Source organism: Citrobacter sp. Cb041 (genome assembly GCF_030336655.1).
GTDB lineage: Bacteria > Pseudomonadota > Gammaproteobacteria > Enterobacterales > Enterobacteriaceae > Citrobacter > Citrobacter braakii.
On record NZ_JAOWDD010000040.1, the window covers coordinates 157,959 to 183,331 of the forward strand.

The 25,373-nt window shown below is 53.2% G+C and carries 23 protein-coding genes; 8 read left to right on the top strand and 15 right to left on the bottom strand.

Annotation, left to right across the window (positions count from 1 at the left end; translation table 11 throughout):
- Positions 1-66 precede the first annotated feature (66 nt).
- The 9 genes from recC to rppH all read right to left on the bottom strand — a co-directional run bounded on the left by recC (position 67) and on the right by rppH (position 9,998).
- A complete protein-coding gene (gene recC / locus OGV52_RS16200; RefSeq protein WP_287108787.1) occupies positions 67-3,435 on the bottom strand; it encodes an exodeoxyribonuclease V subunit gamma in 3,369 nt (1,122 codons plus the stop codon).
- 12 nt (positions 3,436-3,447) lie between these two features.
- Complete coding sequence (locus OGV52_RS16205; RefSeq protein WP_287108788.1) at positions 3,448-3,771, bottom strand: prepilin-type N-terminal cleavage/methylation domain-containing protein; 324 nt, start codon at positions 3,769-3,771, stop codon at positions 3,448-3,450.
- Positions 3,756-4,163: a DUF2509 family protein gene (locus OGV52_RS16210; protein ID WP_047499364.1), complete on the bottom strand. Its 408-nt coding sequence runs from the start codon at positions 4,161-4,163 to the stop codon at positions 3,756-3,758. The genes OGV52_RS16205 and OGV52_RS16210 overlap by 16 nt, the downstream gene beginning before the upstream one ends.
- Positions 4,160-4,723, bottom strand: a complete 564-nt coding sequence (locus tag OGV52_RS16215; protein WP_287108789.1) for a prepilin peptidase-dependent protein — start codon at positions 4,721-4,723, stop codon at positions 4,160-4,162. The genes OGV52_RS16210 and OGV52_RS16215 overlap by 4 nt, the downstream gene beginning before the upstream one ends.
- Entirely contained in the window at positions 4,714-5,184 is a 471-nt protein-coding gene (locus tag OGV52_RS16220) for a prepilin peptidase-dependent protein (protein ID WP_016157377.1), read from the bottom strand. The genes OGV52_RS16215 and OGV52_RS16220 overlap by 10 nt, the downstream gene beginning before the upstream one ends.
- A gap of 183 nt (positions 5,185-5,367) precedes the next feature.
- Positions 5,368-6,162 (bottom strand): thymidylate synthase, encoded by a 795-nt coding sequence (gene thyA, locus OGV52_RS16225; protein ID WP_003033990.1) that lies wholly within the window; start codon positions 6,160-6,162, stop codon positions 5,368-5,370.
- Positions 6,163-6,168: 6 nt separating this feature from the next.
- A complete protein-coding gene (lgt, locus tag OGV52_RS16230) occupies positions 6,169-7,044 on the bottom strand; it encodes a prolipoprotein diacylglyceryl transferase (protein WP_003825606.1) in 876 nt (291 codons plus the stop codon).
- Between the two features lie 164 nt (positions 7,045-7,208).
- On the bottom strand, positions 7,209-9,455 hold the full coding sequence (ptsP, locus tag OGV52_RS16235; RefSeq protein WP_287108790.1) for a phosphoenolpyruvate--protein phosphotransferase: 2,247 nt from the start codon (positions 9,453-9,455) through the stop codon (positions 7,209-7,211).
- 12 nt (positions 9,456-9,467) lie between these two features.
- Positions 9,468-9,998: an RNA pyrophosphohydrolase gene (rppH, locus tag OGV52_RS16240; RefSeq protein ID WP_003825602.1), complete on the bottom strand. Its 531-nt coding sequence runs from the start codon at positions 9,996-9,998 to the stop codon at positions 9,468-9,470.
- Positions 9,999-10,682: 684 nt separating this feature from the next.
- Between rppH and mutH the strand changes: the two genes are divergently transcribed.
- The 4 genes from mutH to OGV52_RS16260 all read left to right on the top strand — a co-directional run bounded on the left by mutH (position 10,683) and on the right by OGV52_RS16260 (position 13,677).
- Positions 10,683-11,378 carry a DNA mismatch repair endonuclease MutH gene (gene mutH, locus OGV52_RS16245; RefSeq protein WP_047499360.1) on the top strand — a complete coding sequence of 232 codons (696 nt, stop codon included), beginning with the start codon at positions 10,683-10,685 and terminating at the stop codon, positions 11,376-11,378.
- Positions 11,379-11,453: 75 nt separating this feature from the next.
- The gene (locus tag OGV52_RS16250) at positions 11,454-12,167 is read left to right on the top strand and encodes a TerC family protein (RefSeq protein WP_016154277.1); all 714 of its coding nucleotides are present in this window, start codon (positions 11,454-11,456) and stop codon (positions 12,165-12,167) included.
- 144 nt (positions 12,168-12,311) lie between these two features.
- Positions 12,312-12,530 carry a lipoprotein YgdR gene (gene ygdR, locus OGV52_RS16255; protein WP_000758660.1) on the top strand — a complete coding sequence of 73 codons (219 nt, stop codon included), beginning with the start codon at positions 12,312-12,314 and terminating at the stop codon, positions 12,528-12,530.
- Positions 12,531-12,636: 106 nt separating this feature from the next.
- Complete coding sequence (locus tag OGV52_RS16260) at positions 12,637-13,677, top strand: NADP(H)-dependent aldo-keto reductase (protein WP_016154278.1); 1,041 nt, start codon at positions 12,637-12,639, stop codon at positions 13,675-13,677.
- A gap of 100 nt (positions 13,678-13,777) precedes the next feature.
- On the opposite strand, the gene lplT is transcribed toward OGV52_RS16260, so the two are convergent.
- Both lplT and aas read right to left on the bottom strand, forming a co-directional pair.
- Positions 13,778-14,983, bottom strand: coding sequence for a lysophospholipid transporter LplT (gene lplT / locus OGV52_RS16265; protein ID WP_047499358.1), 1,206 nt, complete (start codon positions 14,981-14,983; stop codon positions 13,778-13,780).
- Positions 14,976-17,135, bottom strand: a complete 2,160-nt coding sequence (gene aas, locus OGV52_RS16270; RefSeq protein ID WP_141875604.1) for a bifunctional acyl-ACP--phospholipid O-acyltransferase/long-chain-fatty-acid--ACP ligase — start codon at positions 17,133-17,135, stop codon at positions 14,976-14,978. The genes lplT and aas overlap by 8 nt, the downstream gene beginning before the upstream one ends.
- A 598-nt stretch (positions 17,136-17,733) precedes the next feature.
- Here aas and galR point away from each other — a divergent pair.
- Together galR and OGV52_RS16280 are read left to right on the top strand one after the other, a co-directional pair.
- On the top strand, positions 17,734-18,762 hold the full coding sequence (gene galR, locus OGV52_RS16275) for an HTH-type transcriptional regulator GalR (protein WP_016157382.1): 1,029 nt from the start codon (positions 17,734-17,736) through the stop codon (positions 18,760-18,762).
- Between the two features lie 13 nt (positions 18,763-18,775).
- Positions 18,776-19,786 carry a LacI family DNA-binding transcriptional regulator gene (locus OGV52_RS16280; protein ID WP_287108791.1) on the top strand — a complete coding sequence of 337 codons (1,011 nt, stop codon included), beginning with the start codon at positions 18,776-18,778 and terminating at the stop codon, positions 19,784-19,786.
- Between the two features lie 51 nt (positions 19,787-19,837).
- Here the strand turns inward: OGV52_RS16280 and lysA are convergent, their stop codons facing one another.
- Complete coding sequence (lysA, locus tag OGV52_RS16285; RefSeq protein WP_016154282.1) at positions 19,838-21,094, bottom strand: diaminopimelate decarboxylase; 1,257 nt, start codon at positions 21,092-21,094, stop codon at positions 19,838-19,840.
- Positions 21,095-21,212: 118 nt separating this feature from the next.
- On the opposite strand from lysA, the gene OGV52_RS16290 reads away from it, so the two are divergent.
- Complete coding sequence (locus OGV52_RS16290) at positions 21,213-22,148, top strand: LysR family transcriptional regulator (protein WP_287108792.1); 936 nt, start codon at positions 21,213-21,215, stop codon at positions 22,146-22,148.
- Here OGV52_RS16290 and OGV52_RS16295 read toward each other — a convergent pair.
- Positions 22,120-22,827 (bottom strand): aspartate/glutamate racemase, encoded by a 708-nt coding sequence (locus tag OGV52_RS16295; RefSeq protein WP_287108882.1) that lies wholly within the window; start codon positions 22,825-22,827, stop codon positions 22,120-22,122. The two genes, OGV52_RS16290 and OGV52_RS16295, sit on opposite strands and share 29 nt — an antisense overlap.
- Before the next feature lie 137 nt (positions 22,828-22,964).
- Here OGV52_RS16295 and OGV52_RS16300 point away from each other — a divergent pair, with 137 nt between their 5' ends.
- Positions 22,965-23,291, top strand: coding sequence for a cupin domain-containing protein (locus tag OGV52_RS16300; protein WP_065554331.1), 327 nt, complete (start codon positions 22,965-22,967; stop codon positions 23,289-23,291).
- Between the two features lie 144 nt (positions 23,292-23,435).
- On the opposite strand, the gene kduD is transcribed toward OGV52_RS16300, so the two are convergent.
- Positions 23,436-24,197 carry a 2-dehydro-3-deoxy-D-gluconate 5-dehydrogenase KduD gene (gene kduD, locus OGV52_RS16305; protein ID WP_046276126.1) on the bottom strand — a complete coding sequence of 254 codons (762 nt, stop codon included), beginning with the start codon at positions 24,195-24,197 and terminating at the stop codon, positions 23,436-23,438.
- A 57-nt stretch (positions 24,198-24,254) separates the two neighbouring features.
- Positions 24,255-25,091 (bottom strand): 5-dehydro-4-deoxy-D-glucuronate isomerase, encoded by an 837-nt coding sequence (gene kduI / locus OGV52_RS16310; protein ID WP_287108793.1) that lies wholly within the window; start codon positions 25,089-25,091, stop codon positions 24,255-24,257.
- Positions 25,092-25,373 lie beyond the last annotated feature (282 nt).

The window sequence follows — 25,373 nt, forward strand, 5'->3', positions numbered from 1 at the left end:
AATCAGTCCGTGACAGAATGCGCATCATAGTGGAAGCCATCGAACTGCGCAATTTTTATACAATCATCATGACTGATTAAAGCGAAAAATCGGTAACAGGTAGCGCTGAGACTGTAAAACAATGGTCTCCAGCGTAGCCGCATCCAGTTGACGCCAAAGACGCTGATACCAGATATCATCACCTTCACCCCGTACCATCATGTTGCCTTCATAGGCCTGCAGAAACTTACTGCGCGCTTTTTGCAACGTTGCATCGTCATCTAACATGGCATCATTTACGGCGTCATAACAGGTTTTTATCCAGGCGCCGCCGCTTTCGGGCAATACCAGCAATGGTGACGACATGCCTTCCCGATACCCGTCAATGAGCTGCGACAGGTACAGCAGCGCCTGCTCTGCATCCAGTGGCGGAAAACGCCATTCCCCGTCTTTACGCAGGAACAACCGGCTCTCTCCCGTACCGCCACTGGCACAATAGACAAGATGTTCCAGCCAAAGTTGCACCCCCTGCGCAATGCTTATTAAAGATGGGCGCCAGCGCAACAAACCGTCCTCTTGCACCTGTGGCAGCCAACCGGTGATTTGCACGCCGTTACAGTTAAGATCGATTTCCATACTCTGACAGGGCTGACGACAGGCGATAATGCGTCCAGCCAGCGACTGCATCTCCTGACGCTGCGTATCCCACAGAATTTCGCCAAATGGCCCATAGGGAAGCGTGCCCGCCGCACGAAAACGGCGAAACAGTTGTTCAGCATCCTTCTCTTCAACCAGCGTGTTAAGCAATTGCTGATTAAGCTGATAGCGGGTTAATCCTTCAAGAGTGAACGGTTCCGTTTCCGGGATCTCACTTTCTTCAGAGCGGAAGTTGACCCTCAGCCGCATCTGGAAAAAAGCCCTTACCGGATGAGCCCAAAATCGCTGCAGCGTTTCCAGCGTCAGCGTTTCAGGCATCTCAAAGGGAAGCGTCTGGACAAAATCCGTGTGCGCTTTTCCTGACAGGCTCGCCGCAGGCAGCCATTCCCGGGCATAGCTTTGCTGTTCGCCCGGCAGATAGTTTTGTGCATCAAAGGGCATACGGGTATGTAAACGAGTAATGTGTGCTTTTACCCGGGCCTCGCTTTGATCGCAGGTCAACGATTCATCGCCCGGCAGATAGTGGCTTTGCCCGATGTAGTCCATCAGTTCCTGCACCAGTACCGACGGGAAGCGCTCGCTGTTGTCCTGAATGGAGCGGCCAATGTAGCTGATGTAGAGCGTTTGCTGTGCTGAAATCAATGCTTCAAGAAACAGGTAGCGGTCATCATCGCGACGGCTGCGATCGCCCCTCATCGGTTTTTGACTCATCAAATCAAAGCCCAACGGCGCAAGCTGACGCGGATAAACGCCATCGTTCATACCCAGCAGGCACACCACCTTGAAAGGAATAGAGCGCATCGGCATCAGCGTACAAATGTTAACTGGCCCCGCCAGGAAGCGCTGGCTAATGCGCTCCTGGTCAAGACGCTGGGCCAGCTCATCACGCAATAGAGAAAGCGGTATGGCATCACCATACTCAGCCCCCAGACCTTCAGTGATAATGGCCTGCCACTGCTGTTCAATCAGCGTCATCGCCGCTTCGGTATCTGCATCCGGCAGGAAGAAATCATTAAGCATGTCCCGACAAACGGGCAGCCACTCTTCCAGCGGGCGCTCCTGCGCTAACCCTCTACGCCAGAGATTGAGCTGCATCAGCAACGAGGCCAGATGCCCTACCAACTCGGCAATCAAACCGTTGGACTCATCGTATGGCAATACCGATTGCCACTCGCCCTGCGCGCTTTCCATCGCGTAGCCGAGCAGCATGCGCGTTAAACCAAATTGCCAGGTATGCTGACCTGTAGGCGGAAGTTCCAGTTCACGCACGTTATCGTCGTCAATTCCCCAGCGAATCCCGGATTCATTGACCCATAACCGAAGATAGCGCAGCCCTTCTTCATCGATATTGAAACGCGCCGCCAGCACGGGTACATCCAGTAATGCCAGCACATCCTCTGAGACAAAACGGCTATCCGGCAGCGACAGCAGGCTAATAAAGGCCTGTAAGACGGGATGAGACTGGCGCGCCCGACGGTCGGAAATCGCATAAGGTAAGTAACGCTCAGCTGGCGCACTGCCAAAGACCGACTGAATAAATGGGCTGTAGCTGTCGATATCCGCCACCATCACAATAATATCGCGCGGCGTCAGCGTGGGATCCGCTTCCAGCATTGCCAGCAGGCGGTCATGAAGAATTTCTACCTCGCGCTGTGGGCTATGACAAACATGGAAAGTCACGCTGGTGTCGTTCAGCTCAAGCCGTCGTTTATTATCGCTACGCGAATACTCTTCCAGCGTAACACCCGCCACGGCATGGCTTTCAAGTTCCAGAATATCCGATTGAATATTATGCAAAAGATTGTTAGGCGTAATATCGACAAACGCATCCAGTTCCTGACTATTTTCCAGTTCTGAAAGCAAATAAATGTAATCGCGCCCCAGTTTGCCCCACGAGGCCAGCATCGGGTTGCCCACATCCTGTTCACCATCGCTGTTAAACAATCCTTCGGCTTTCTGACTATCGCGAAACAGCGGCAGGTGGCGTTCTTCAAAGCTGTGCCGACGCTGACGCGCCATCAGCTTCGCCAGCCAGGCGGGATCTTTTATATCTCCCCAGTAGTAGCGACAAGGGTTGGTAAACAGCAGATGAATATCAATGTGCTTGCCCAGCGCCTGCAATGCCTGCAAATAAACCGGCGGCAGCGCTGAAATGCCGCAAATAAAGACGCGAGAAGGCAGTCCCTGCGGGCACTCGGACGCACTTTCCAGAGTCTGAATAAATCGTTGGTATAAATTGGCGCGATGCCAGCGCGGCTGGCCCAATTCCTCGGTGTGTTCCACCAGCGCTTTCCACAACGGCGCCTGCCAGGCCTGAGACTCGCCGAGTCCCTCAACCTGTCGCCCAGCTTCCCACTGGGTCAACCACTCAGGGCGATAGACTAAATACTGGTCGAAGAGGTCAGCCGCGCGCGAGGAAAGCTGAAACAGCTTACGTTTATCGGTGTCGTCCGTCAGATAGTGGCGCAGCAATGCGAAGTCATCGCCATCCAGCAATTGCGGCAACAGCGTCATCAACTTCCAGCTCATGCTCTGTTTGCTGAACGCGCTCTCTTTCGGGATATCCGGCAGCACGCGCACAAACATATCCCAGATAAAACTCGCGGGCAGCGGAAAATCGATGTTGGCGGCAATACTAAACTTCTGTGCAAGGGTCATTTGTAGCCACTGCGCCATACCGGTACTTTGAACCAGGATCATCTCAGGTTCAAAGGGGTCGTCCAGCCGCTCGCGCTCAACGATAAATTCCATTAACGCTTCCAGCACATCCAGACGATTGGAGTGGTAGACCCTTAACATAGCGACTCCTGACTACTGACGATTCGGGCAATGCAGACGCGTCATCTGACCCTGCCTGCCCAAGGGTGAAGAAATTTTAACGTTGATGCTGACACATCCCGCGCTCGTTGTCTGCATTCGGTTAACCTGCCAGTTCAAAGGCGATGAAAACTGATACCGCTGGGTTTGCTGCCAGGCGTGACGCCAGAGTTGCTGATACTGGTTTCTGATGATAAAGCTGTTCATCAGCGCCCGCTGGTATCCTGACAGCGCGGTCACAATCATGATCATCAGCACCATTGCCAGCATCACTTCCGGCAGGCTAAAGCCACGCTGTCTGTTCAGGGGATCTGACATAGTGCCTGCTCCTTTAGCGGACAAAAATCGCTCCAGCCATGCGCCGAATATTCGATATTGTCATCAATAATCGCCCCCTGCCGCCATAACGATACCCCTTCATAATGGACTATAAGCAGCACGAAATTATTAGTAAGCAGTCGCAGACAAACAGCGGCATCCTGCGTGGTATAACGCCGACACTGTGCGGCGAGTTGTAAGCGCCAGGGCTGCATACGCCCCCATTCCATCGCGGATTGCACCACAGCCTGGCGCTGCAGAGCCTGACTTTGCGTGACCACTCGCGAAGCAAAACGGGACTCCTGCCTGCTAACGCCTTGCAGCAGAAGGCTACCGAGCACCAGCAGTAACAGGACCATCGCTAAAGATGAAACGCCCCGCTCACGGTTCACAAGTTGAATCCTGTCACGCTGTAGACTGCTTCAATAACCTTTTGTGGTTCGACATTGTTCACTCCGCGCAAACGCAACGTAAGGAGCGGGGAATATCCGCTGATATTCAGACGTTCGACCTGAAATGTCTCAATCTGTATCGTGGCTGGATCGGTCATTTTCTCCCACCCTTTTTCATTGCAGTCCGTCGCTCCCCGCAGGGTCTCCAGTACCTTGTCCTGTAAACGAAAGCCAATCGTATCGGCCTCTTTCGCGGGACTGCTCTCCCAAATGCCGTTGCTATTGGCATCCCAGCGCGCAATGACACAGTCGCCCTTAGCCGATATCTCCAGCCCCTCTCCGACACAGTTTCCGCGGCAATACCCTGCCCGCTGAAGATGCTTCGCCACGGTGTATACCCGCTGCCATATTTCATCTTCCAGCGCTAACTGGCGCGTGTTGCACAGGATCTCTCGCTGCAGCGCGGGTAAAAATCGCGCTGAGCTAAGCAATAAAACGCTGCTAATCGCCATAGCAATCAGCACCTCCAGGAGTGAAAAGCCCCGTTCATTTACTGACATAACCTGGCCTCATCTTTCTCGCAAAGCCTGATTCGCCCCCAGCCAGACACCACCACGCGCCATTCCCCTGTCGTATTTTTCAGGCGAATATGTCCAGCCCATGCCGTATTGCGCAGACCAAAAAAGGCCAGTGAAGGCGTTATCTCTGCCATTTCGACATCGTCCCAGGGCGGTGTAAAAACCAAGGGCGAAACGGGTAGACACGTGGTTTGCACAGCAGCAGAGCTGACAAAACACCAGGATGTGCCATCCCGAATCACGCTGATGACGTGATCGCGGTTACGCCAGTTAGCATCTTCACGCAGTTGCAGCAGGTAATCTCGCACCTGAATGGCGGTTTGCCATAGCCGCTGTTGCTGTTGCCAGCGCTGCCAACCATACAGCCCCGAGGCGCCAAGCGCCGCGACGATCAGCATCGCAATCAGGGTTTCGAGAAGCGTGTAGCCGTGTTGTTTTTTCATGTCGCCAGTATGGCGTGAGGAAAATGAATAACGAGCGGGAAATTCGGTTTCTACGGCGAGCTACGAGGAATATTTGTCGCGTTGCAGGTCGTTGCAATATTTCAGGACCCCACGCCGAAGAACGCGATTTGAGACAAAAAAAACCGACGCACACGGGCGTCGGTTGTGACAGCATGAAGCCGATTAGATAGCCACTGGCGCTTTAATACCAGGATGCGGATCGTAGCCTTCAATTTCGAAATCTTCGAAGCGATAGTCAAAGATAGATTCAGGCTTACGTTTGATGACCAGCTTCGGCAGCGCGCGCGGTTCGCGGCTAAGCTGCAGATGCGTTTGATCCATATGATTGCTGTACAGGTGCGTGTCGCCACCGGTCCAGACAAAATCACCCACTTCCAGATCGCACTGCTGCGCCATCATGTGTACCAGCAAGGCGTAGCTGGCAATGTTAAACGGCAAACCGAGGAACACATCGCACGAACGCTGATACAGCTGGCAAGAGAGCTTGCCATCCGCCACGTAAAACTGGAAGAACGCGTGGCACGGCGCCAGCGCCATTTTATCCAGCTCACCGACGTTCCATGCAGAAACGATAATTCGGCGAGAGTCCGGGTCATTTTTGAGCTGGTTTAACACCGTGGTGATCTGGTCAATATGGCGACCGTCTGGCGTAGGCCACGCACGCCACTGTTTGCCATAAACCGGGCCCAGATTACCGTTTTCATCCGCCCATTCGTCCCAGATTGAGACGTTGTTTTCATGCAGGTAGGCAACGTTGGTGTCGCCCTGCAAAAACCACAGCAGTTCATGAATGATCGAGCGTAAATGGCAGCGTTTAGTCGTAACCAGCGGGAACCCTTCCTGCAGATTAAAACGCATCTGATGACCAAAAATGGAAAGCGTTCCGGTTCCGGTACGGTCGTTTTTCTGTGTGCCTTCATCCAGCACTTTTTGCATCAGTTCTAAATACTGTTTCATGGTTCCTCAGGAAACGTGTTGCTGTGGGCTGCGGCGGTACGCCCAAACCATCATAATAATGCCTGCGACAATCATCGGGATTGAGAGGATCTGTCCCATGCTGATGTACTGTACCCAGGTGCCGGTAAACTGCGCATCCGGCTGGCGGAAGAATTCAACGATAATACGAAACGCGCCATAACCAATCAGGAACAGACCGGATACCGAGCCCATCGGGCGCGGTTTACGAATGTACAGATTAAGAATGATAAACAGCACAACGCCTTCCAGCGCCATCTCATAAAGCTGTGAGGCGTGGCGCGGCAGCGAGCCGTAGGTATCAAAAATTGACTGCCATTGCGGGTTAGTTTGCAGCAGTAAAATGTCTTCGGTACGGGAGCCCGGGAACAGCATGGCGTACTTGAAGTTCGGATCAACGCGTCCCCACAGCTCACCGTTGATAAAGTTGCCCAAACGCCCTGCGCCCAGACCAAACGGAATCAGCGGGGCAATGAAATCAGAAACCTGGAAGAACGAACGCTTGGTGCGTTTGGCGAAGATAATCATCACCAGGATCACACCAATCAGCCCACCGTGGAAGGACATCCCGCCGTCCCAAACGCGGAACAGATACAGCGGATTATCGAGGAATAACGGGAAGTTATAGAACAGTACGTAACCAATACGTCCTCCGAGGAAAACCCCGAGGAAGCCCGCATACAGTAGATTTTCTACTTCATTTTTGGTCCAGCCACTGCCCGGACGATTAGCACGGCGCGTCGCCAGCCACATCGCAAAAATAAACCCCACCAAATACATTAAGCCGTACCAGTGAAGCGCGACGGGTCCGATTGAGAAAATGACCGGATCGAAATCCGGAAAATGCAGATAGCTACTGGTCATCTGTCACCACAAGTTCTTGTTATTTCGCTGAAGTCAGACAGCAATTGATAAGCGCGCCTGCATAATGCAGGCGCTCCAAAGGTGCGAATGATAGCACATGGGGATCGCAGCGGATGCCGATTACAGTTAAAAGATATGTATACCTACTGTTACCAGCCCTCGATTCACAATCCCCCGCGAATCAGTCCCCCCATGCCACGGCGTTCCATAAAAGCCGCCACCTGATGGCGTACTTCTGTCGCCATCTGCGCTTCCAGGCTGCGTTGCGCCAGCGTTTGCGCCTCATCAAAATCGATATGGCGCAGCAGATATTTAACGCGAGCCACGGAACGACCGTTCATCGACAAATGGCGAAAACCCAGGCCGATCAGAATGGCCACGCACATCGGGTCGCCCGCCATTTCACCGCACAATCGCAAATCGATACCGCTTCTTTCGGCTTCCTGCGCAATCATCGCCAGCACACGTAACATACCCGGATGCAGGCTGTCATAAATGCTGGCCACCCGCGTATTGTTACGATCGACAGCCAGAATGTACTGGGTGAGATCGTTGGTTCCGACCGAGATAAAGTCTATCCGGTTTATCAGATGCGGCAGCATAAACACCATCGACGGAACTTCCAGCATGATGCCAATGCGCGGTTTTGGGATCGCGTAGCCGATCATCTCTTCCACTTCGCGTCCGGCGCGTTCAATCAAACGTCGCGCTTCGTCCACTTCATCAATGCTGGTGACCATCGGCAGCAAAATACTCAGGTTGCCGGTTGCCGCGTTGGCACGCAGCATGGCCCGAACCTGGATCAAAAAGATCTCCGGCTGATCGAGCGTTATGCGAATGCCACGCCAGCCAAGGCACGGGTTCTCTTCACTGATCGGCATGTAGGGCAGTTGTTTATCGGCGCCGACATCCAGCGTACGCAGAGTCACCGGCTTGTCGTTAAACATTTGCAGCATGCCCTGATACTGCGCAACCTGTTCTTCTTCCGAAGGAAAACCGCTTTGCAGCATGAACGGGATTTCGGTGCGATACAGGCCAATGCCGTCGATCCGGCTCCCCAGCTTCTCTTCATGCTCCGGGCTGAGGCCCGCATTGAGCATCACCTTCACGCGCTCGCCGCTTTTCAACTGTGCTGGCTGGTTGACGTCATCTTCTGCCAGGCGGCTCAGCTCAATTTCTTCACTGATAAGACGCTGGTATTCCTGGATCAATACCGGTTCTGGATCGACCAGCAGTTCACCGCGATAACCGTCCACTACCAGCGTACGGCGGTGTAACACCGATGGCTGGATATCGGCCCCCATGACGGTAGGGATACCCAGCGCACGAACCATAATAGCCGCATGAGAGTTGGCCGCGCCGTCCCGGACAACCACACCGACTAAGCGGTCCTGAGGAAGTTCCGCCAGCGTGGTGGCGGAAAGCTCATCCGCCACCAGCACAAAACGTTCCGGCCAGGTATTCGGCCCCTGGATCGAGTCGTCAAGATGGAACAGCAGACGCTGGCCCAGCGCGCGTAAATCTCCGGCCCGCTCTTTGAGGTAGTTATCACTCAGCGCGGCAAACTGTTCGGCAAACTTTTCAATGACCGTTTTAACGGCCCACTCGGCCACCGAACCGTTATCCACTTCCGCAAACAGCTCACGGCGCAGACGAGTATCGGAAAGCAAGTGTGAATAGAGATCAAAAATCGCCGCCGTTTCTTTCTGCGCCCCGGCGGTAAAGCGTTTGCTGTAGCGGCGGAATTCATTCGCCGCCTCTTCCAGCGCACCGGTGAGCCGCTCGCGCTCAAGCGCCGGATCCAACGTTGAAGCCTGATAGACCTGCTCCATCAGCGGCAGCGTCGCATCCTGCCAGCCTTCGGCTATTGCCACGCCAGGCGCGGCGGGCAATGCGCGGATGCGCGTTTGCCGGTATTGGCCGAACAGCGCGTTTAGCTGCGACTGCGAAAGAATAGCCGCCATTTGCGTGGCGAGCGTGACGAGGAAAGACTCTTCACTTTCATCGTACTGGCGCAATTCGCGCTGCTGGACCACCAGCACACCTAACAGCTGACGGCGCTGAATAATCGGTACGCCTAAGAACGCACGAAAGCGCTCTTCTTTTACCGAAGGGATGTATTTAAAGCTGGGATGTTTTTGCGCATCGGCGAGGTTGATAGGTTCCGCCAGCCTGCCAACCAGGCCAACGATACCTTCATCAAACGCGAGTGCGACAGTACGACCACGCGGTTTCTTCAGTCCCCGGGTCGCCATGAGGTAATAACAACGTCGATCGTGATCGGCCAAATAAACCGAACAGACCTCTGTATCCATCGCAAGACAGATGTCGGTAACCAGAATATTCAGCGCTTCATTCAGACGCGGAGCACTGGCCACCTTTTCGACTATTTCGCGCAGGCGGGTGAGCATAATTTGCGTAGCTTAACCTCTTTTACGTCTGTACGCAGGTGCGCTTTGCGGCTTAGGAGTGCTCTCCTGAAGCGCCATGACAACACTTGCGAATTCTTTCATCACCCTGCGATAGACATCGCGTTTAAATGACACCACCTGTCGAACCGGATACCAGTAACTCACCCAGCGCCAGCCGTCGAACTCAGGTGTACTGCTGGTTTGCATATTGATTTCAGCATCGCTGCTGACCAATTGCAGAAGAAACCATTTTTGTTTCTGGCCGATACAAACCGGCTTCGTGTCCCAACGCACCAAACGTTTCGGTAACTTGTAACGCAACCAGTTACGAGTAGAAGCAAGGATCCGTACATCTTTACGACTGAGACCCACTTCTTCAAAGAGTTCCCGGTACATCGCCTGCTCTGCTGTCTCTCCTGCATTTATCCCACCTTGCGGGAATTGCCAGGAGTGCTGACCAAATCGCCGGGCCCACATGACCTGCCCCTGGCGGTTACAAATTACTATCCCTACATTCGGGCGGTAGCCATCGTCATCAATCACCGGACTACCTCAATATAAACCTTATATACAAACGATTGTTTCACACTCCAGAGAGGCGGTAAACCACTCTGTTAAGGGCGCGATACTCTAATAACAATTGAATAACTCACAGCTAAGGGCGGAGTTATAAACAGAAGAAGGGCAAGCAAGGCGATTTTATTCACCTTTTCTGTGGATATAGTTGTGAAGAAGTACGGAATTACTATGGGAAAACCCAGAACAGTCCGAATAAGACATTCGTCACATATCAAAAATAGTCTTCTATATTCATAAAGTTAAAACCGTTAAGCGCAAATAAACCCATAGAAATGTGACGTATATCACGCACACGATCTTTAGGCTGATGAAAGATCGACCATCGTTGGTTTTATCCACAGATTATGCCAATAAGTTAGGCACAATTTGTGTGAAAATTCGATTTTCGTCGCACGTCAAGGCTGTAAATTGAAACAGTAGTGGGGGTTTTTCACAGTTATCCCATCTTTCTGTGGATAACATGGTGTAAGATCCTGTTCATTGTCAGTGACCAGAATTGGAAAACCCGCTTCGCTGTTGCGCAACTCTGCGTATGTGAATCTAAAAACCAATATAAATCATAGAATTGAATAAAGCATGTGGAAAAAGATAAACTCTGTCCACACGGTATAAAATCTTTGCTCATTTTTTCACCTAAGGGTTAACCCGATGTCAGAACTCCATCCGCTGCTTTCTCCCCCTGAATCTGAAGCCCAGTTGTTGAGCCAGGCACGGCTGCTTTCGGGCTACGCGCTAGGAGAGTTGGCGGCAATGGCAGGACTCGTCGCACCCAAGGATCTCAAGCGCGATAAAGGCTGGATTGGCGTACTACTGGAAATCTGGCTCGGCGCCAGTGCGGGCAGCAAACCGGAACAGGATTTTGCGGCGCTGGGCGTGGAGCTGAAAACAATCCCAGTGGATAGCCTTGGCAGACCGCTGGAAACCACCTTTGTGTGCGTGGCACCGTTAACCGGCAATACCGGCGTTACCTGGGAAACCAGCCATGTGCGGCACAAACTTAAACGCGTTCTGTGGATCCCGGTAGAAGGCGAACGCAGCATCCCGCTGGCAGAGCGCCGCGTCGGTTCTCCCCTGCTGTGGAGCCCGAATGAAGAAGAAGACCGGCAATTGCGTCTGGACTGGGAAGAGTTGATGGACATGATAGTGTTAGGCCACGTCGAACGCATCACTGCCCGCCATGGGGAAGTGCTACAGCTGCGTCCTAAAGCCGCCAACGCCCGAGCGCTTACCGAGGCCATTGGCGCCCATGGCGAACCCATCCTGACCCTACCACGCGGTTTTTACTTGAAAAAGAACTTCACGCGCGCATTGCTTGAGCGACATTTCTTGTTCCAGGCGCAATAGGCACCGTCCGGTCTTTCACCCGCCGCGTTACGGGCCTATAATTACCGCTTCTTTTTTTTGGCAGGACTTTGTTCGATGTTATTTGCATGGATAACCGATCCTAACGCCTGGCTTGCGCTCGGTACGCTGACGCTGCTGGAGATCGTTCTTGGGATCGACAATATTATTTTCCTCTCTCTGGTTGTAGCCAAACTCCCGACAGCGCAACGCAATCATGCCCGACGTATTGGGCTTGCGGCGGCGATGATCATGCGTCTGGCACTGCTGGCCTCTATCGCCTGGGTAACGCGTCTGACAAACCCGCTATTCGAAGTGTTTGGCGAGGCAATATCAGCGCGCGACCTGATCCTTCTACTCGGGGGATTGTTCCTGATCTGGAAAGCCAGTAAGGAGATCCACGAATCCATTGAAGGTGAGGAAGAGGGGCTGAAAACCCGCGTTTCCTCTTTTCTGGGCGCGATTGTGCAGATCATGTTGTTAGACATTATCTTCAGCCTGGATTCCGTGATTACTGCGGTAGGCTTGTCCGATCATCTGTTTATCATGATGGCTGCAGTGGTGATTGCCGTGGGTGTGATGATGTTTGCTGCACGCCCGATTGGCGATTTTGTCGATCGCCATCCTTCGGTAAAAATGCTGGCACTCTCGTTCCTGATTCTGGTCGGTTTCACGCTAATTCTGGAAAGTTTCGACGTCCACGTTCCGAAAGGATATATCTATTTCGCCATGTTCTTCTCTATTGCGGTAGAGACCCTGAACCTGTGGCGTAATAAAAAAAATCCGCTCTGATGAAATCCATCGCTCCCCGCACGGGGAGCGAATGCGCGCCACACCTACCTCTTCTCACAGTTTAAGATTTTACTGCTTTCGCCATGCACAACTTCGCGTTATTACTAAACTATTGTCAGATGCAGGCCATGTGAGGATAAGCAGATGAAAAAATGGGCAGTTTTGATTTCCGCCGTAGGACTGGCTTTTGCCGTTTCCGGATGCAGCAGTGATTATGTTATGGCGACAAAAGATGGTCGAATGATCCTGACCGATGGAAAACCAGAAATTGACGATGATACCGGTCTGGTGAGCTATCACGACCAGCAAGGCAATGCGATGCAGATTAATCGCGATGATGTGTCTCAAATCATTGAACGCTGATGGTTGAGGTCAGCAGCGCGCTGGCCTTAACAATTTTACTTCCCTTTTTCTCTTCCCTCAGCCATTTTTATAATCCTTATGTCGTGATTATAAAAAGGAAACGGCTATGCAATATCACCGTATACCCCACAGCTCGCTTGAAGTCAGTACACTGGGGCTGGGCACAATGACGTTTGGTGAACAAAACAGCGAAGCCGACGCACATGCACAGCTCGATTATGCCGTAGAACAAGGCATAAATTTGATCGACGTTGCCGAGATGTATCCGGTACCGCCGCGTCCTGAAACCCAGGGTCTCACCGAAACCTACGTAGGTAACTGGCTCGCCAAACACGGCAGCCGTGAAAAGCTAATCGTTGCTTCTAAGGTCAGTGGACCTTCACGTAACAACGACAGCGGTATTCGACCGAATCAGGCGCTGGACCGTAAAAATATCCGTGAAGCGCTGCACGACAGCCTGAAAAGACTGCAAACCGATTACCTGGATCTGTATCAGGTTCACTGGCCGCAGCGCCCGACCAACTGCTTTGGTAAGTTAGGCTACAGCTGGACGGACTCTGCGCCGGTCGTTTCGCTGCTGGATACGCTGGACGCGCTGGCAGAGTTTCAGCGCGCGGGGAAAATTCGCTACATCGGCGTGTCCAATGAAACCGCGTTTGGCGTGATGCGCTACCTGCACCTGGCGGACAAACACGATCTGCCGCGCATCGCCACCATCCAGAACCCCTACAGCCTGCTGAATCGCAGCTTTGAGGTTGGACTGGCGGAAGTGAGCCAGTATGAAGGCGTTGAACTGCTGGCCTACTCTTGCCTTGGCTTCGGTACATTAACCGGTAAATACCTGAACGGCGCGAAGCCTGCCGGTGCACGCAATACGCTGTTTAGCCGTTTCACGCGTTACAGCGGCGAGCAAACGCAAAAAGCCGTTGCGGCCTATGTGGATATCGCGAAACGCCATAATCTGGATCCTGCGCAAATGGCGTTGGCATTCGTGCGTCGTCAGCCGTTTGTCGCCAGCACCCTGCTGGGAGCCACGACGATGGAGCAGCTAAAAACCAACGTTGAAAGCCTGCATCTGGAGTTGAGCGAAGAAGTACTGGCAGAGATTGAAGCGGTGCATCAGGTGTATACCTATCCTGCACCGTGACGGTTAGTGCCTGATGGCGCTACGCTTATCAGACCTACAAATTGATGCTCTCTGTAGGCCAGATAAGGCGACGCTGCCATCCGGCACATTCATTGTTCATTCATCTCGTACCAGGCTGGCGGCGCTGCCAAATCCACAGCGCCGAAATCGCCAGCGCAAACAGCGCGCCGAATCCAATACCAATCGCTACCGCCGGGATCCCCACCAGCACTGCCAGTGAGTAAATCCCAAGCATCAGCAGCATCGCGCTGTTTTCGCCCAGGTTTTGCACCGCGATCGCATTACCCGCACCGACGCTTTTCTTGCCCCGCTCCTGCAGCAACGCATTCAGCGGTACCACAAAGAAGCCACCTGACACGCCGATAAGCATCAGCAACGCGTAAGCCGGAAGCAGCGCATGCTGAAGTGAGAAAATCAGCACCACGACGCCAATCAGGATCCCCGCAGGCATACAGCGCGACACGGTTTCCAGCGTCACCAGCTTCGCTGCCGCCCCCGCGCCTACGACAATCCCAATCGCTACCATGGCATTGAGGTAGGTCGGCGTAGCGTTATCGGTGATGCCGAGCGCCACCGGAACCCACAGCACCAGCAGAAAACGCAGCGTGACGCCCGCGCCCCAAAAAAGGCTGGTTCCGACCAACGAAAAACGTGTTTCACCGTTGCGCCACAGCGAAGAAGCGGCGCAGAAGAAACTGCGCGTCATTTTCCCCAGATGCCAGGATTGGCCAGGACGAGCCGCGGCCAGTTTCGGGATGTACAGGTTAGCCACCACGGCGCCAGCATAGGCCAGCGCACAGGCAGAAAGCGCGGCAATCACATGCCAGTCGGCCAGAACGCCACCAGCGACAGAACCGAGCAAAATCGCGGCGATAGTGGAGGCTTCCATCAGGCCGTTGGCTTTCACCAGTTTGTCACCGGTGGTCAATTCACCGAGAATGCCATACTTGGCCGGTGAGTACGCGGCCGCGCCAATCCCCACCAGCGTATACCCGAGAAACGGATTAATGCCGAAGCAAATACTCGCCGCGCCCAGCAGTTTCAGGGCGTTCGCGAACATCATCACTCTGCCTTTGGCAAAGCTATCCGCCACCTGTCCAACAAATGGTGCAAACAGGATGTAAGCGCCCACAAACACCATTTGCAGGATTGGCTGGCTCCAGTCCGGATAAAATTGTTCCTTCAGCAGCGCCAGCGTAGCGAACAGCAGTGCGTTATCGCCAAACGCCGACAGAAACTGCGCGGCGATGACGGACATCATCCCTTTGGACCAGATTGAAGTGTTAGTGTGCGCTGACTCAATCATGTTGTTTTTCCGGCTCATCGACCCAGCTTTTCAGCGTAACAAAATCCGGCTTACCGCTGCCGAGTAATGGGAGTTGCTTCAGCTGGCGAATATCACGCGGTACGGCAAGTTCAGGCACGCCATGCGCTCGCGCATACTGCTGTAGTTTTTCACGCGTGAGTTCGCTGTCGGTAGTGAACAGCACCAGCGCCTCACCTTTGCTGGCATCGCTCTTGATCGCCGTGGCGTGCATTTTGTCTGCAGATACCGCCAATGCCAGTTGCTCAACCATTTCCAGCGAGACCATCTCTCCGGCAATTTTAGCAAAACGCTTGGCGCGCCCCTGGATCTGTACAAAGCCGTTTTCATCAAAGCGGACGATGTCTCCGGTGTCATACCAGCCGCGCTCAATCTCACCCTGCGCATTTTCTGCCGTCGGCACTTCCAGCACGCCAGGTTTTTCGACGCGCAAATAGCCGCTCATAATATTCGGGCCTTTCAGTTGTAAACGCCCACCGTCCTCAATACCCGGAACAGCCAGCAGTCGGGCATCCATGCCAGGCAAAATGCGCCCTACCGTTCCTGATTTTGCCGCCATCGGTACATTGATCGACACAACCGGCGCACATTCCGTCACGCCATAGCCTTCAAGGACGCGCAGACCAAATTTCTCCTGCCATAGCTGCTTTGTGCTGTCTTGCAGTTTTTCCGCGCCAGCCACCACATAGCGCAGGCGGTGGAAATCGTACGGATGCGCGAAACGCGCATAGTTACCGAGGAACGTTGAAGTACCAAACAACACGGTGCAGTTCCGGTCGTATACCAGCTCCGGCACAATACGGTAATGAAGCGGGCTGGGATAAAGAAACACTTCCGCACCGGTCAGTAGCGGCGTGAATAATCCCACCGTCAGGCCAAAGGAGTGGAACAGCGGCAGTGCCGACATAAAGCGGTCATCGGCGGTGAAATCGGCAATCGTTTTAATCTGCTCAACGTTCGCCAGAATACTCTTGTGGCTGTGGACCACGCCTTTCGGATGGCCTTCCGAACCAGACGTAAAGAGGATCACCGCAGCCTCTTCCGGCTGCTGTTTCACCTGCGCCAGATGCGGTGCCAGCAGATGTGAGAAAATCCACAGCTTATCGCTCAACGTCACATCGGCTTTTAAATCTTCCAGATAAACCCAGCGTACCTGGGTGAGCTGTTCCGGTAGATGCCAGAGTTTGCCTTTATCGAGAAACTGTCGGGAAGTGAAGATCGTTTTGATTTCAGACGCAGTAATGGCGCTGGTTAACCCTTTCACGCCCGCCGTGTAGTTCATCATGGCCGGAATGCGTCGACGCGCAATGGCTCCAAAAATGACCGCCGCGCTGATCCCCGCATTTGGCAGCATCAGGCCGATTTTTTCACCTTCGGCGCTGTATTTTTCCAGAATACGGGCCACAAAGAGCGTCTTAGTCAGCAGTTTGCGGTAGCTGTCCGGCGTAAAGTTAACATCTTCAATGCAGTTTTTGCCCGAGCCAAAACGGTATTTTGCCGCCAGCAGCGACTCGTATAGCGTTTCACGCGGGCGTACCGCCATGCGAGCTTCCATCATAATTTGATGCAGCATTTCACCGGCGATTTTGCGGCGATCGCGCGCTCGCGGGGCTTCCGGCATTGGCATTTGGGTCGGCGGTAAAATGTGCAGTTGGATACGCGGGAAGAATCGCTGTTTAACCAGACCTTTCAGGCGGCTGAAGTGGGAAAGCTCTGCCCCCTCAATGCGGACAGGAACGACCGTCGCTCCCGACTTCGCGGCGACAAACCCGGCACCGTCATATATTTTCATCAACGAACCGGTGGTCGAAATGCGTCCTTCGGGAAAAATCACCACCGGACGGCCCTGCTCGACCAGACGGACCAGATGCTTAATCGACATCGGTTTGGTTGGGTCTAACGGCACAAAGTCAATCAGCGGGGTTAGCCAGCGCATATACCATTGCTGGCTGATCGAGGTGTAAACGGCGAAGACGGGACGAATCGGTAAAAATAGCGCCAGCAGGATGCCGTCTATAAATGAGACATGGTTGGGAGTGATTAGAACGCGTTCTCCCTGTAGCGCGCTGACATTGCCCGTGACGCGAACGCGGAAAAGCACGCGAAACAGATTACGAAAAAAGCCAAATAGCATCTCAACTCCCTGTGCCATTAATTATAGAAACATTAATGGTGGGAGAGTATACGAGTTGGGGAATGGGCGCGACAGGTAAACAGGTAAATACAGTCCGAAAAAAAACCTGCGCATCCGCGCAGGTCGGTGCAAGAGACAGGTACGAAGTGCGTACCGAATAATCTCACCAATCAATACCTCTGGGATCTTGATTGTGGTCGTCAGCAGCCAGATACGCCAGTACGAAAACGCAAAGGAATGAACCCAAATGCAACGAGTTGTGTAAATTATCGGTTACTGTTACAGATAGGCTGAAGGCAAAAAAAAACCTGCGCATCTGCGCAGGCTGGTGTAATTCTAGTGATCAACCCGAAAGTTGATTTCACCTATCAATACCTCTGGGATCCCAACTTTAGCAATCCGCTCAGTTCTCCCACCAGCGAACAATCGCAACAGCACATCGCAAAGTGTAAGCAAAAATTAGCATTTTCTATTTTCTGTCTTACTTCGCTCGCGCGCGCTCACATTTGCGAGGTCCTGACGGGCAATCTGCTTGAACAGCCAGCCATTTTCCGTAACACTGACGGAATGTAAGCGTTTACCCACAACAGGTACTATCATGGCGACCATAAAGGATGTAGCCCGACTAGCTGGTGTATCAGTCGCCACCGTTTCTCGAGTGATCAATGATTCCCCCAAAGCCAGCGAAGCATCGCGTCTGGCCGTAACGAGTGCAATGGAATCACTCAGCTACCACCCCAATGCGAATGCGCGTGCACTGGCGCAACAATCCACTGAAACCATCGGACTGGTCGTTGGTGATGTGTCCGATCCATTCTTTGGGGCAATGGTTAAAGCTGTCGAGCAGGTGGCCTATAACACCGGGAATTTTTTGCTGATTGGCAACGGCTACCATAATGAACAGAAGGAACGTCAGGCGATTGAACAGCTCATTCGCCACCGCTGCGCGGCCCTTGTTGTCCATGCCAAAATCATCCCGGATGCGGATTTGGCTTCATTAATGAAGCAAATCCCCGGCATGGTATTGATTAACCGAATTCTGCCGGGATTCGAACAACGCTGCGTTGCCCTCGACGACCGTTTCGGCGCGTGGCTCGCTACCCGACACCTTATTCAGCAGGGCCATACGCGCATTGGCTACCTGTGTTCCAATCACAGTATTTCTGATGCGGAAGATCGTCTGCAAGGCTATTACGACGCGCTGGCGGAGAGCAATATACCGGTAAGCGATCGACTGGTGACGTTCGGCGAACCGGATGAAAGCGGCGGTGAACAGGCCATGACCGAGTTACTTGGTCGTGGCAAAAACTTCACTGCGGTAGCCTGCTACAACGACTCAATGGCGGCTGGCGCCATGGGCGTATTGAATGATAACGGCATTGATGTGCCGGGAGAAATCTCGCTGATTGGCTTTGATGATGTGCTGATTTCCCGCTATGTGCGCCCACGTCTGACCACGGTACGCTATCCCATCGTGACGATGGCAACCCAAGCCGCTGAACTGGCGCTCGCGTTGGCGGAGAAGCGACCCGCACCTGAAATTACCCACGTCTTTAACCCAACTCTGGTGCGTCGCCATTCCGTTTCGGCGCTGACAGAGCCGGGGAACTCATCGTCAAACGATTAACCAGGATTGCGTCATGACTACGATGTTGGACGTTTCACGACACGCAGGCGTCTCAAAAGCGACCGTTTCGCGCGTACTAAATGGAACGGGTCAGGTAAAAGAGAGCACGCGCCAGAAAGTGTTCAAGGCCATGCAGGCACTCGATTATCGGCCCAACTTTTTAGCGCGCTCTTTAGCGAATCGCACCAGCAACAGCATTGGCCTGGTGGTTTCCACATTTGATGGATTCTACTTTGGCCGCCTGCTGCAACAGGCCTCGCGCCAGACGGAGTCTCACGGCAAGCAGTTGATCGTCACCGATGGTCACGACACGCCGGAGCGTGAGCAGGAAGCCGTGCAAATGCTGGCCGACAGGCAGTGCGACGCCATTATTCTCTATACCCGCTATATGAGTGAAACGGCGATTATGTCGCTGATGAACAGCATTGCGATGCCCTTGCTGGTCATCAACCGTGATGTCAGTCAGGCCCGCGATCGCGCGATTTTCTTTGAGCAGGAAGACGCGGCGTATCAGGCGGTCAATTATCTGATCTCGCAGGGGCACAGCGATATTGCTTGTATCACCGTGCCAGGCCATACGCCTACCGGTAAATCCCGCCTGATGGGGTATCGTAAGGCTCTGGAAAAAAACGGTATTCCCTGGGATCCTGATAAGGTTAAATACGGCGACTCCACGATGACGCGAGGCTATGAAGCCTGTCGAGAACTGCTGGAGGAAGGGGTGAAATTCAGCGCCCTGTTCGCCTGTAACGATGACATGGCATTAGGTGCATCAAAAGCGTTACATCAGGCCGGACTGAGGATCCCGACGGACGTCTCGCTGTTTGGTTTTGATGATGCGCCCAGCGCCAAATGGCTGGAACCGGGGTTATCTACCGTTTATCTGCCGATTGATACCATGATAACCACGGCAATCGACCAGGCTATACGTCTGGCCAACGGTGAGAGCGTGGAGCCGATCCCTCCGTTTACCGGCAAACTGGTATTACGTGACTCAGTAACGCCCGGACCGTACTTTAAGTAATATGAAAAAGAGCCGGATAGTGACGAAAGCACCTTATCCGGCCGGCTTTACTCAGATTAATTCCAGCGCTAACAGCTCATCAATGGTCTGGCGACGACGAATCAGTCGCGCCACGCCGTTATCAAACAAGACCTCCGGCAGCAGCGGGCGGCTATTGTAGTTTGACGACATTGACGCTCCGTACGCCCCGGTATCATGCAAAACCAGATAATCACCCGGCACCACCGCAGGCAACAGACGGGTTTCCACATTTCCGCCTTCCTGCTGGGTAAACACGTCGCCTGATTCGCACAGCGGTCCGGCCACCACGGTTTCCCGTTGAGGAGTTTGTTGCAGAGAACGACCATCCCCCGCCAGCGCGGAGATATGGTGATAGCTACCGTACATGGCCGGGCGCATCAGATCGTTGAAGCCAGCATCGATCAGCACAAAGTGACGGCTGCCCATCTCTTTTACGCTGCGCACCTGCGCCACTAACACACCAGCTTCCGCGACCAGGAAACGCCCTGGTTCGATCTCCAGTTTGACGGCATGACCCAGATGACGCGCAATACTATCGCGCGCGGCGTTCCACAATCCAAAATAGTGATCGGTGTCGATCGCCTCTTCACCTTCGCGATACGGGATTGATAAACCGCCGCCTGCGGAGATCGCCTCCAGATCCTGACCAAATTCCACCACCTGACGCACCATCGCGCCGCACACCTGCTCCAGATGCGCGTAGTCCACGCCAGAGCCGATATGCATATGAATACCCACCAATTTCAGCTTATAGCGCTGAATTACCTCCAGCGCCGCCGGAAGATCGCTGTACCAGATACCGTGCTTGCTGTTCTCGCCCCCGGTATTGGTTTTCTGACTGTGTCCATGCCCAAATCCAGGGTTTACGCGGAGCCACACGCGATGGCCCGGCGAGAGCTGGCCCAGTTGTTCCAGCATATCGACCGACCCGGCATTTACCGGAATGCTCAATTCATGCACCCGGGCGAGCGTCGCTTCATCAATCATATCGGCGGTAAAGACAATCTCATCTTTGCCCGGTACAAAACCTGCCGCCAGCGCGCGTTCAATTTCGCCAAGCGAGACGGAATCGACCTTCACGCCCTGCTCGCGCATCAGGCGCAAAATATGAATATTCGAACATGCCTTCTGGGCAAAACGCACCACGTCAAACTGACTCAGTTTGGCAATCTGCGCGCGAATAATCTGCGCATCATAGACCCACACCGGGCAGCCGAATTCGGCAGGCAGGCGCAACAGGTTGTCGGCGGTCAGGTCAGTGTCTGTGTTGTTGAGTGGGCGTGGCATGGCGTGCTCCGGTATTGGCTTTTTTATGATTACGCCACAGCTCAAAAAGAATAAAAAATATCGTTTTATCTTGAGTCTATGCAAAAATGATATGGATTAGCTCATTTGAGGATTGCTTATGCCCGCGGTTAACCTGCGTCACATTGAAATTTTTCACGCCATCATGACCGCAGGCAATCTGACGGAAGCCGCGCGCATGCTACATACCTCGCAGCCCACCGTCAGCCGGGAACTGGCCCGATTCGAAAAAGTCCTGGGATTAACGCTGTTTGAACGCACGCGTGGCCGACTGCATCCAACCGTGCAAGGCTTACGTTTGTTTGAAGAGGTACAACGTTCGTGGTACGGCCTGGACAGAATTGTGAGCGCCGCCGAAAGCCTGCGCGAATTTCGTCAAGGTGAATTGTCGATTGTTTGCCTGCCGGTATTTTCGCAGTCCTTTTTACCGCCGCTGCTGCAGCCATTTCTTGCGCGCTATCCGCAGGTCAACATTCAGATCGTGCCGCAGGAGTCACCACTGTTGGAAGAGTGGCTGTCGGCGCAGCGTCACGATCTGGGGTTAACGGAAACGCTGCATACGCCAGCCGGAACGAAACACACCGAATTGCTGGCGCTGGATGAAGTGTGTGTACTGCCGCAGGGGCATCCGCTGACCGAGAAAGCGGTATTAACGCCGCAGGATTTTCAGGGAGAGAACTATATCAGCCTGTCGCGGACCGACAGTTACCGTCAGCTACTGGACACCCTGTTTAACGAACATCAGGTGAAGCGCCGCATGGTGATTGAAACCCACAGCGCCGCTTCAATTTGTGCAATGGTGCGGGCGGGCGTGGGGATCTCGGTGGTAAACCCACTGACCGCGCTGGATTATGCCAGCAGCGGAGTGGTTATCCGCCGCTTCAGTATTTCGGTACCCTTTACGGTCAGCCTGATCCACCCACTTCATCGCCCTGCCTCGGCGCTGGTCGATGCTTTTACAGCGCATCTGCAAGCCCAACTCCCGAGGCTTATCGATCCGCTGGAGGCTATTTTGTATCCACAGACGAAAGCATAAACGCCACCGCATCTTGCGCATGGATTGCCGCGGTGTCGAAAACCGGTAATGGACTTAGCTCGGCTGGAACCAGCAGACCAATCTCGGTACAGCCAAAGATAACCCCTTGAGCGCCCTGTTTAGCCAACTGATCAATTACGCTCAGGTAGTAGTCGCGGGAAGCGTTGCTGAACTCACCGAGGCACAGCTCGTCGAAAATAATCTGGTTTATTTTCTGACGGTCATCAGCCTCAGGAATAAGCGTACTAATACCAAATTCAGTCTGTAGGCGCCCGCGGTAAAAATCCTGCTCCATGGTGTAGCGCGTACCCAGTAGCGCCACGTTGCTCATCTGCTGGTTTTGTATGGCCCGACCCGTCGCATCGGCAATATGCAGGAACGGCACGTCACAGGCGGTTTCAATCGCCTCAGCAACTTTGTGCATGGTGTTGGTACACAGCACAATCCCTTCCGCTCCGGCTTGCTGAAGCCCTGCGGCGGCCTGCGCGAGGATCTCCCCAGCCCGCTGCCAGTCACCGCCAGACTGACAGGCTTCAATCTCGTGAAAATCTACGCTGTGCAACAGAATCTGTGCCGAGTGCAGGCCACCCAGACGCTGTTTCACCCCTTCATTAATGAGTCGATAATAAGGAATGGTGGATTCCCAGCTCATACCGCCTAACAGACCGATCGTTTTCATCATTTCCCCTGATTTGTTGTTATCTCTCCAGTGAACCAAAGATGTGATCAACTTTCCACATCTGTTGGCGTGCATTTCTTTTTTTAATTTTCTGATATAGGTTTAATGAAACATTGTTTTAATTACAGGAAGGCCGAATGTTTATTTTTCATAAAGAGACCACCCTTGAAGATCTGGGCAATGGCGTTACCCGACGCATTCTTGCTCACGACGGTAAAATGATGGCGGTTGAGGTGAACTTCGAGCAAGGCGCGATTGGTCCGATGCACAATCATCCGCATGAGCAGCTGACTTACGTTTTGTCTGGGGAGTTTGAATTTACCATCGGCGAAGAAATGCATGTCGTTAGGGCAGGCGATACCCTATATAAACAGCCCAACATTATGCATGGCTGCGTCTGTTTAAAACCGGGAACGCTACTGGATACCTTTACGCCCATGCGCGAAGATTTTCTGCCTGCGTAATTTTATCTGTTCGTAATCTGCCTGGCGGCATAATGTTGTTCCAGAGGGAATGAATATGTCGCCTCCGGTGTATTGCTACATTCACCTTATGTTTAACCGACAAACCCTGCCAAAGGGCAGGGTTTGTCAGTTCTGGAAAGCAGATTAACGCGCCAGCCAGCCGCCGTCTACCGCAACGGTATAGCCGTTGATATAGTCAGATGCGCTGGATGCCAGGAACACAATCGGCCCCATCAGGTCACTCGGCAGACCCCAACGACCCGCCGGGATACGATCGAGAATTTCTGCGCTACGCTGCTCATCAGCGCGCAGCTGTTGAGTATTGTTCGTCGCCATGTAACCCGGCGCAATTGCGTTGACGTTGATGTTATGTTTAGCCCACTCGTTCGCCATCAGGCGGGTGATGCCCATTACGCCGCTTTTAGACGCGGTGTAAGACGGCACGCGGATCCCGCCCTGGAAAGAAAGCATAGAGGCGATGTTGATAATTTTGCCGCCGTTACCCTGAGCGATAAAGTGCTTCGCCGCGGCCTGAGACATAAAGAACACGCTCTTAATGTTCAGGTTCATCACGTCGTCCCAGTCTTTTTCGCTGAAGTCGATCGCATCGTCACGACGGATAAGACCTGCGTTGTTGACCAGAATATCGATATGACCGAATTCTGCCACTGCGCGCTCCAGCAACGCCGGAATGCCGTCAATTTGACGCAGGTCGGCGGTCAGACTTAAAAAACGGCGCCCCAGCGCGGTCACGCGTTCGATAGTTTCCGTCGGTTCAACGATGTTGATCCCCACGATATCGCAGCCCGCTTCAGCCAAACCCAACGCCATACCCTGACCCAGGCCAGTGTCACAACCGGTCACAACGGCGACCTTACCTTCAAGAGAGAATGCATTCAAAATCATTGTAAATCCTTAATTTTTTATAATGCCCGCCGCAGCAGGCACGGCTATCGCCCGCAACTAGCGCAGCTCTTTGACCGCTACATGGTCCATATCATCAAAGACCTGGTTTTCGCCGACCATGCCCCAAATGAACGTATAAGCTTTTGTGCCAACGCCGGAGTGAATTGACCAGCTCGGCGAAATCACCGCCTGCTCGTTGTGCATCACAATATGACGCGTTTCCTGAGGCTGCCCCATCATGTGGAAGACGCAGGTATCTTCTTCCATATTGAAATAGAAATAGACTTCCATACGACGTTCATGGGTATGACACGGCATGGTGTTCCACAGGTTACCCGGCGCCAGTTCGGTCAGACCCATGCTCAACTGGCAGGTTTCCAGCACATCCGGCACAAAATATTTGTTGATGGTACGACGGTTACTGGTGAGGTCATCGCCCAGCGTCACTGGTGCAACATCTGCTGGCGTAACTTTTTTGGTTGGATAAGTCGTGTGGGCCGGCGCGCAGTTGTAGTAAAACTTCGCTGGTTTCGCCGTATCGATGCTGGCGAATACCACTTCTTTGGCCCCTTTCCCGACGTACAGCGCGTCACGATGACCAATTTCATAGCACTGGCCGTCAACGGTAATCGTGCCCGGGCCACCGATGTTAATCACACCCAGCTCACGACGCTCGAGGAAGTAGGTTACGCCCAGCTGTTTGCCGACTTCGCCACCCACAGAGACGGTTTTGGCCACTGGCATAATGCCGCCAACAATGATGCGGTCAATGTGGCTGTAGACCATGGTGTATTCATCTGGGACAAACACTTCTTCGACCAAAAACTCATTACGCAGCTCCTGAGTATCCAGGGTTTTCGCATGCGCACTATGGATGCTTTGTCTTACGTCCACATTTACCTCCAGTGATAAATTGACCGTGAATGCTTAAACGAATAGCAAAACGCTGTTCCGTTTTATCTTATGCGCTCATGATATCCCTCCCGGAATGGGTTTTCAATTACAAATAAAACAACGTTTCACTTTTTCTGCATCTTATTATCAAAAGTGTAATTGCGATCACGCTAGCGCATATAAATCGCGGGAATGGTTTCAATAAAATCATTTAAAACAATTAGATAGATAAAAACAAACACGAGTAGTTCATGAGGGGTAGGAATAACACATTGAAAATAC

Bases quoted from the DNA above. Each gene is read 5' to 3' on its own strand.
- recC (WP_287108787.1), bottom strand. From the start codon at position 3,435: ATGTTAAGGGTCTACCACTCCAATCGTCTGGATGTGCTGGAAGCGTTA.
- OGV52_RS16205 (WP_287108788.1), bottom strand. From the start codon at position 3,771: ATGTCAGATCCCCTGAACAGACAGCGTGGCTTTAGCCTGCCGGAAGTG.
- OGV52_RS16215 (WP_287108789.1), bottom strand. From the start codon at position 4,723: ATGTCAGTAAATGAACGGGGCTTTTCACTCCTGGAGGTGCTGATTGCT.
- OGV52_RS16220 (WP_016157377.1), bottom strand. From the start codon at position 5,184: ATGAAAAAACAACACGGCTACACGCTTCTCGAAACCCTGATTGCGATG.
- thyA (WP_003033990.1), bottom strand. From the start codon at position 6,162: ATGAAACAGTATTTAGAACTGATGCAAAAAGTGCTGGATGAAGGCACA.
- lgt (WP_003825606.1), bottom strand. From the start codon at position 7,044: ATGACCAGTAGCTATCTGCATTTTCCGGATTTCGATCCGGTCATTTTC.
- ptsP (WP_287108790.1), bottom strand. From the start codon at position 9,455: ATGCTCACCCGCCTGCGCGAAATAGTCGAAAAGGTGGCCAGTGCTCCG.
- mutH (WP_047499360.1), top strand. From the start codon at position 10,683: ATGTCAGAACTCCATCCGCTGCTTTCTCCCCCTGAATCTGAAGCCCAG.
- OGV52_RS16250 (WP_016154277.1), top strand. From the start codon at position 11,454: ATGTTATTTGCATGGATAACCGATCCTAACGCCTGGCTTGCGCTCGGT.
- ygdR (WP_000758660.1), top strand. From the start codon at position 12,312: ATGAAAAAATGGGCAGTTTTGATTTCCGCCGTAGGACTGGCTTTTGCC.
- OGV52_RS16260 (WP_016154278.1), top strand. From the start codon at position 12,637: ATGCAATATCACCGTATACCCCACAGCTCGCTTGAAGTCAGTACACTG.
- lplT (WP_047499358.1), bottom strand. From the start codon at position 14,983: ATGATTGAGTCAGCGCACACTAACACTTCAATCTGGTCCAAAGGGATG.
- aas (WP_141875604.1), bottom strand. From the start codon at position 17,135: ATGCTATTTGGCTTTTTTCGTAATCTGTTTCGCGTGCTTTTCCGCGTT.
- galR (WP_016157382.1), top strand. From the start codon at position 17,734: ATGGCGACCATAAAGGATGTAGCCCGACTAGCTGGTGTATCAGTCGCC.
- OGV52_RS16280 (WP_287108791.1), top strand. From the start codon at position 18,776: ATGACTACGATGTTGGACGTTTCACGACACGCAGGCGTCTCAAAAGCG.
- lysA (WP_016154282.1), bottom strand. From the start codon at position 21,094: ATGCCACGCCCACTCAACAACACAGACACTGACCTGACCGCCGACAAC.
- OGV52_RS16290 (WP_287108792.1), top strand. From the start codon at position 21,213: ATGCCCGCGGTTAACCTGCGTCACATTGAAATTTTTCACGCCATCATG.
- OGV52_RS16295 (WP_287108882.1), bottom strand. From the start codon at position 22,827: ATGAAAACGATCGGTCTGTTAGGCGGTATGAGCTGGGAATCCACCATT.
- OGV52_RS16300 (WP_065554331.1), top strand. From the start codon at position 22,965: ATGTTTATTTTTCATAAAGAGACCACCCTTGAAGATCTGGGCAATGGC.
- kduD (WP_046276126.1), bottom strand. From the start codon at position 24,197: ATGATTTTGAATGCATTCTCTCTTGAAGGTAAGGTCGCCGTTGTGACC.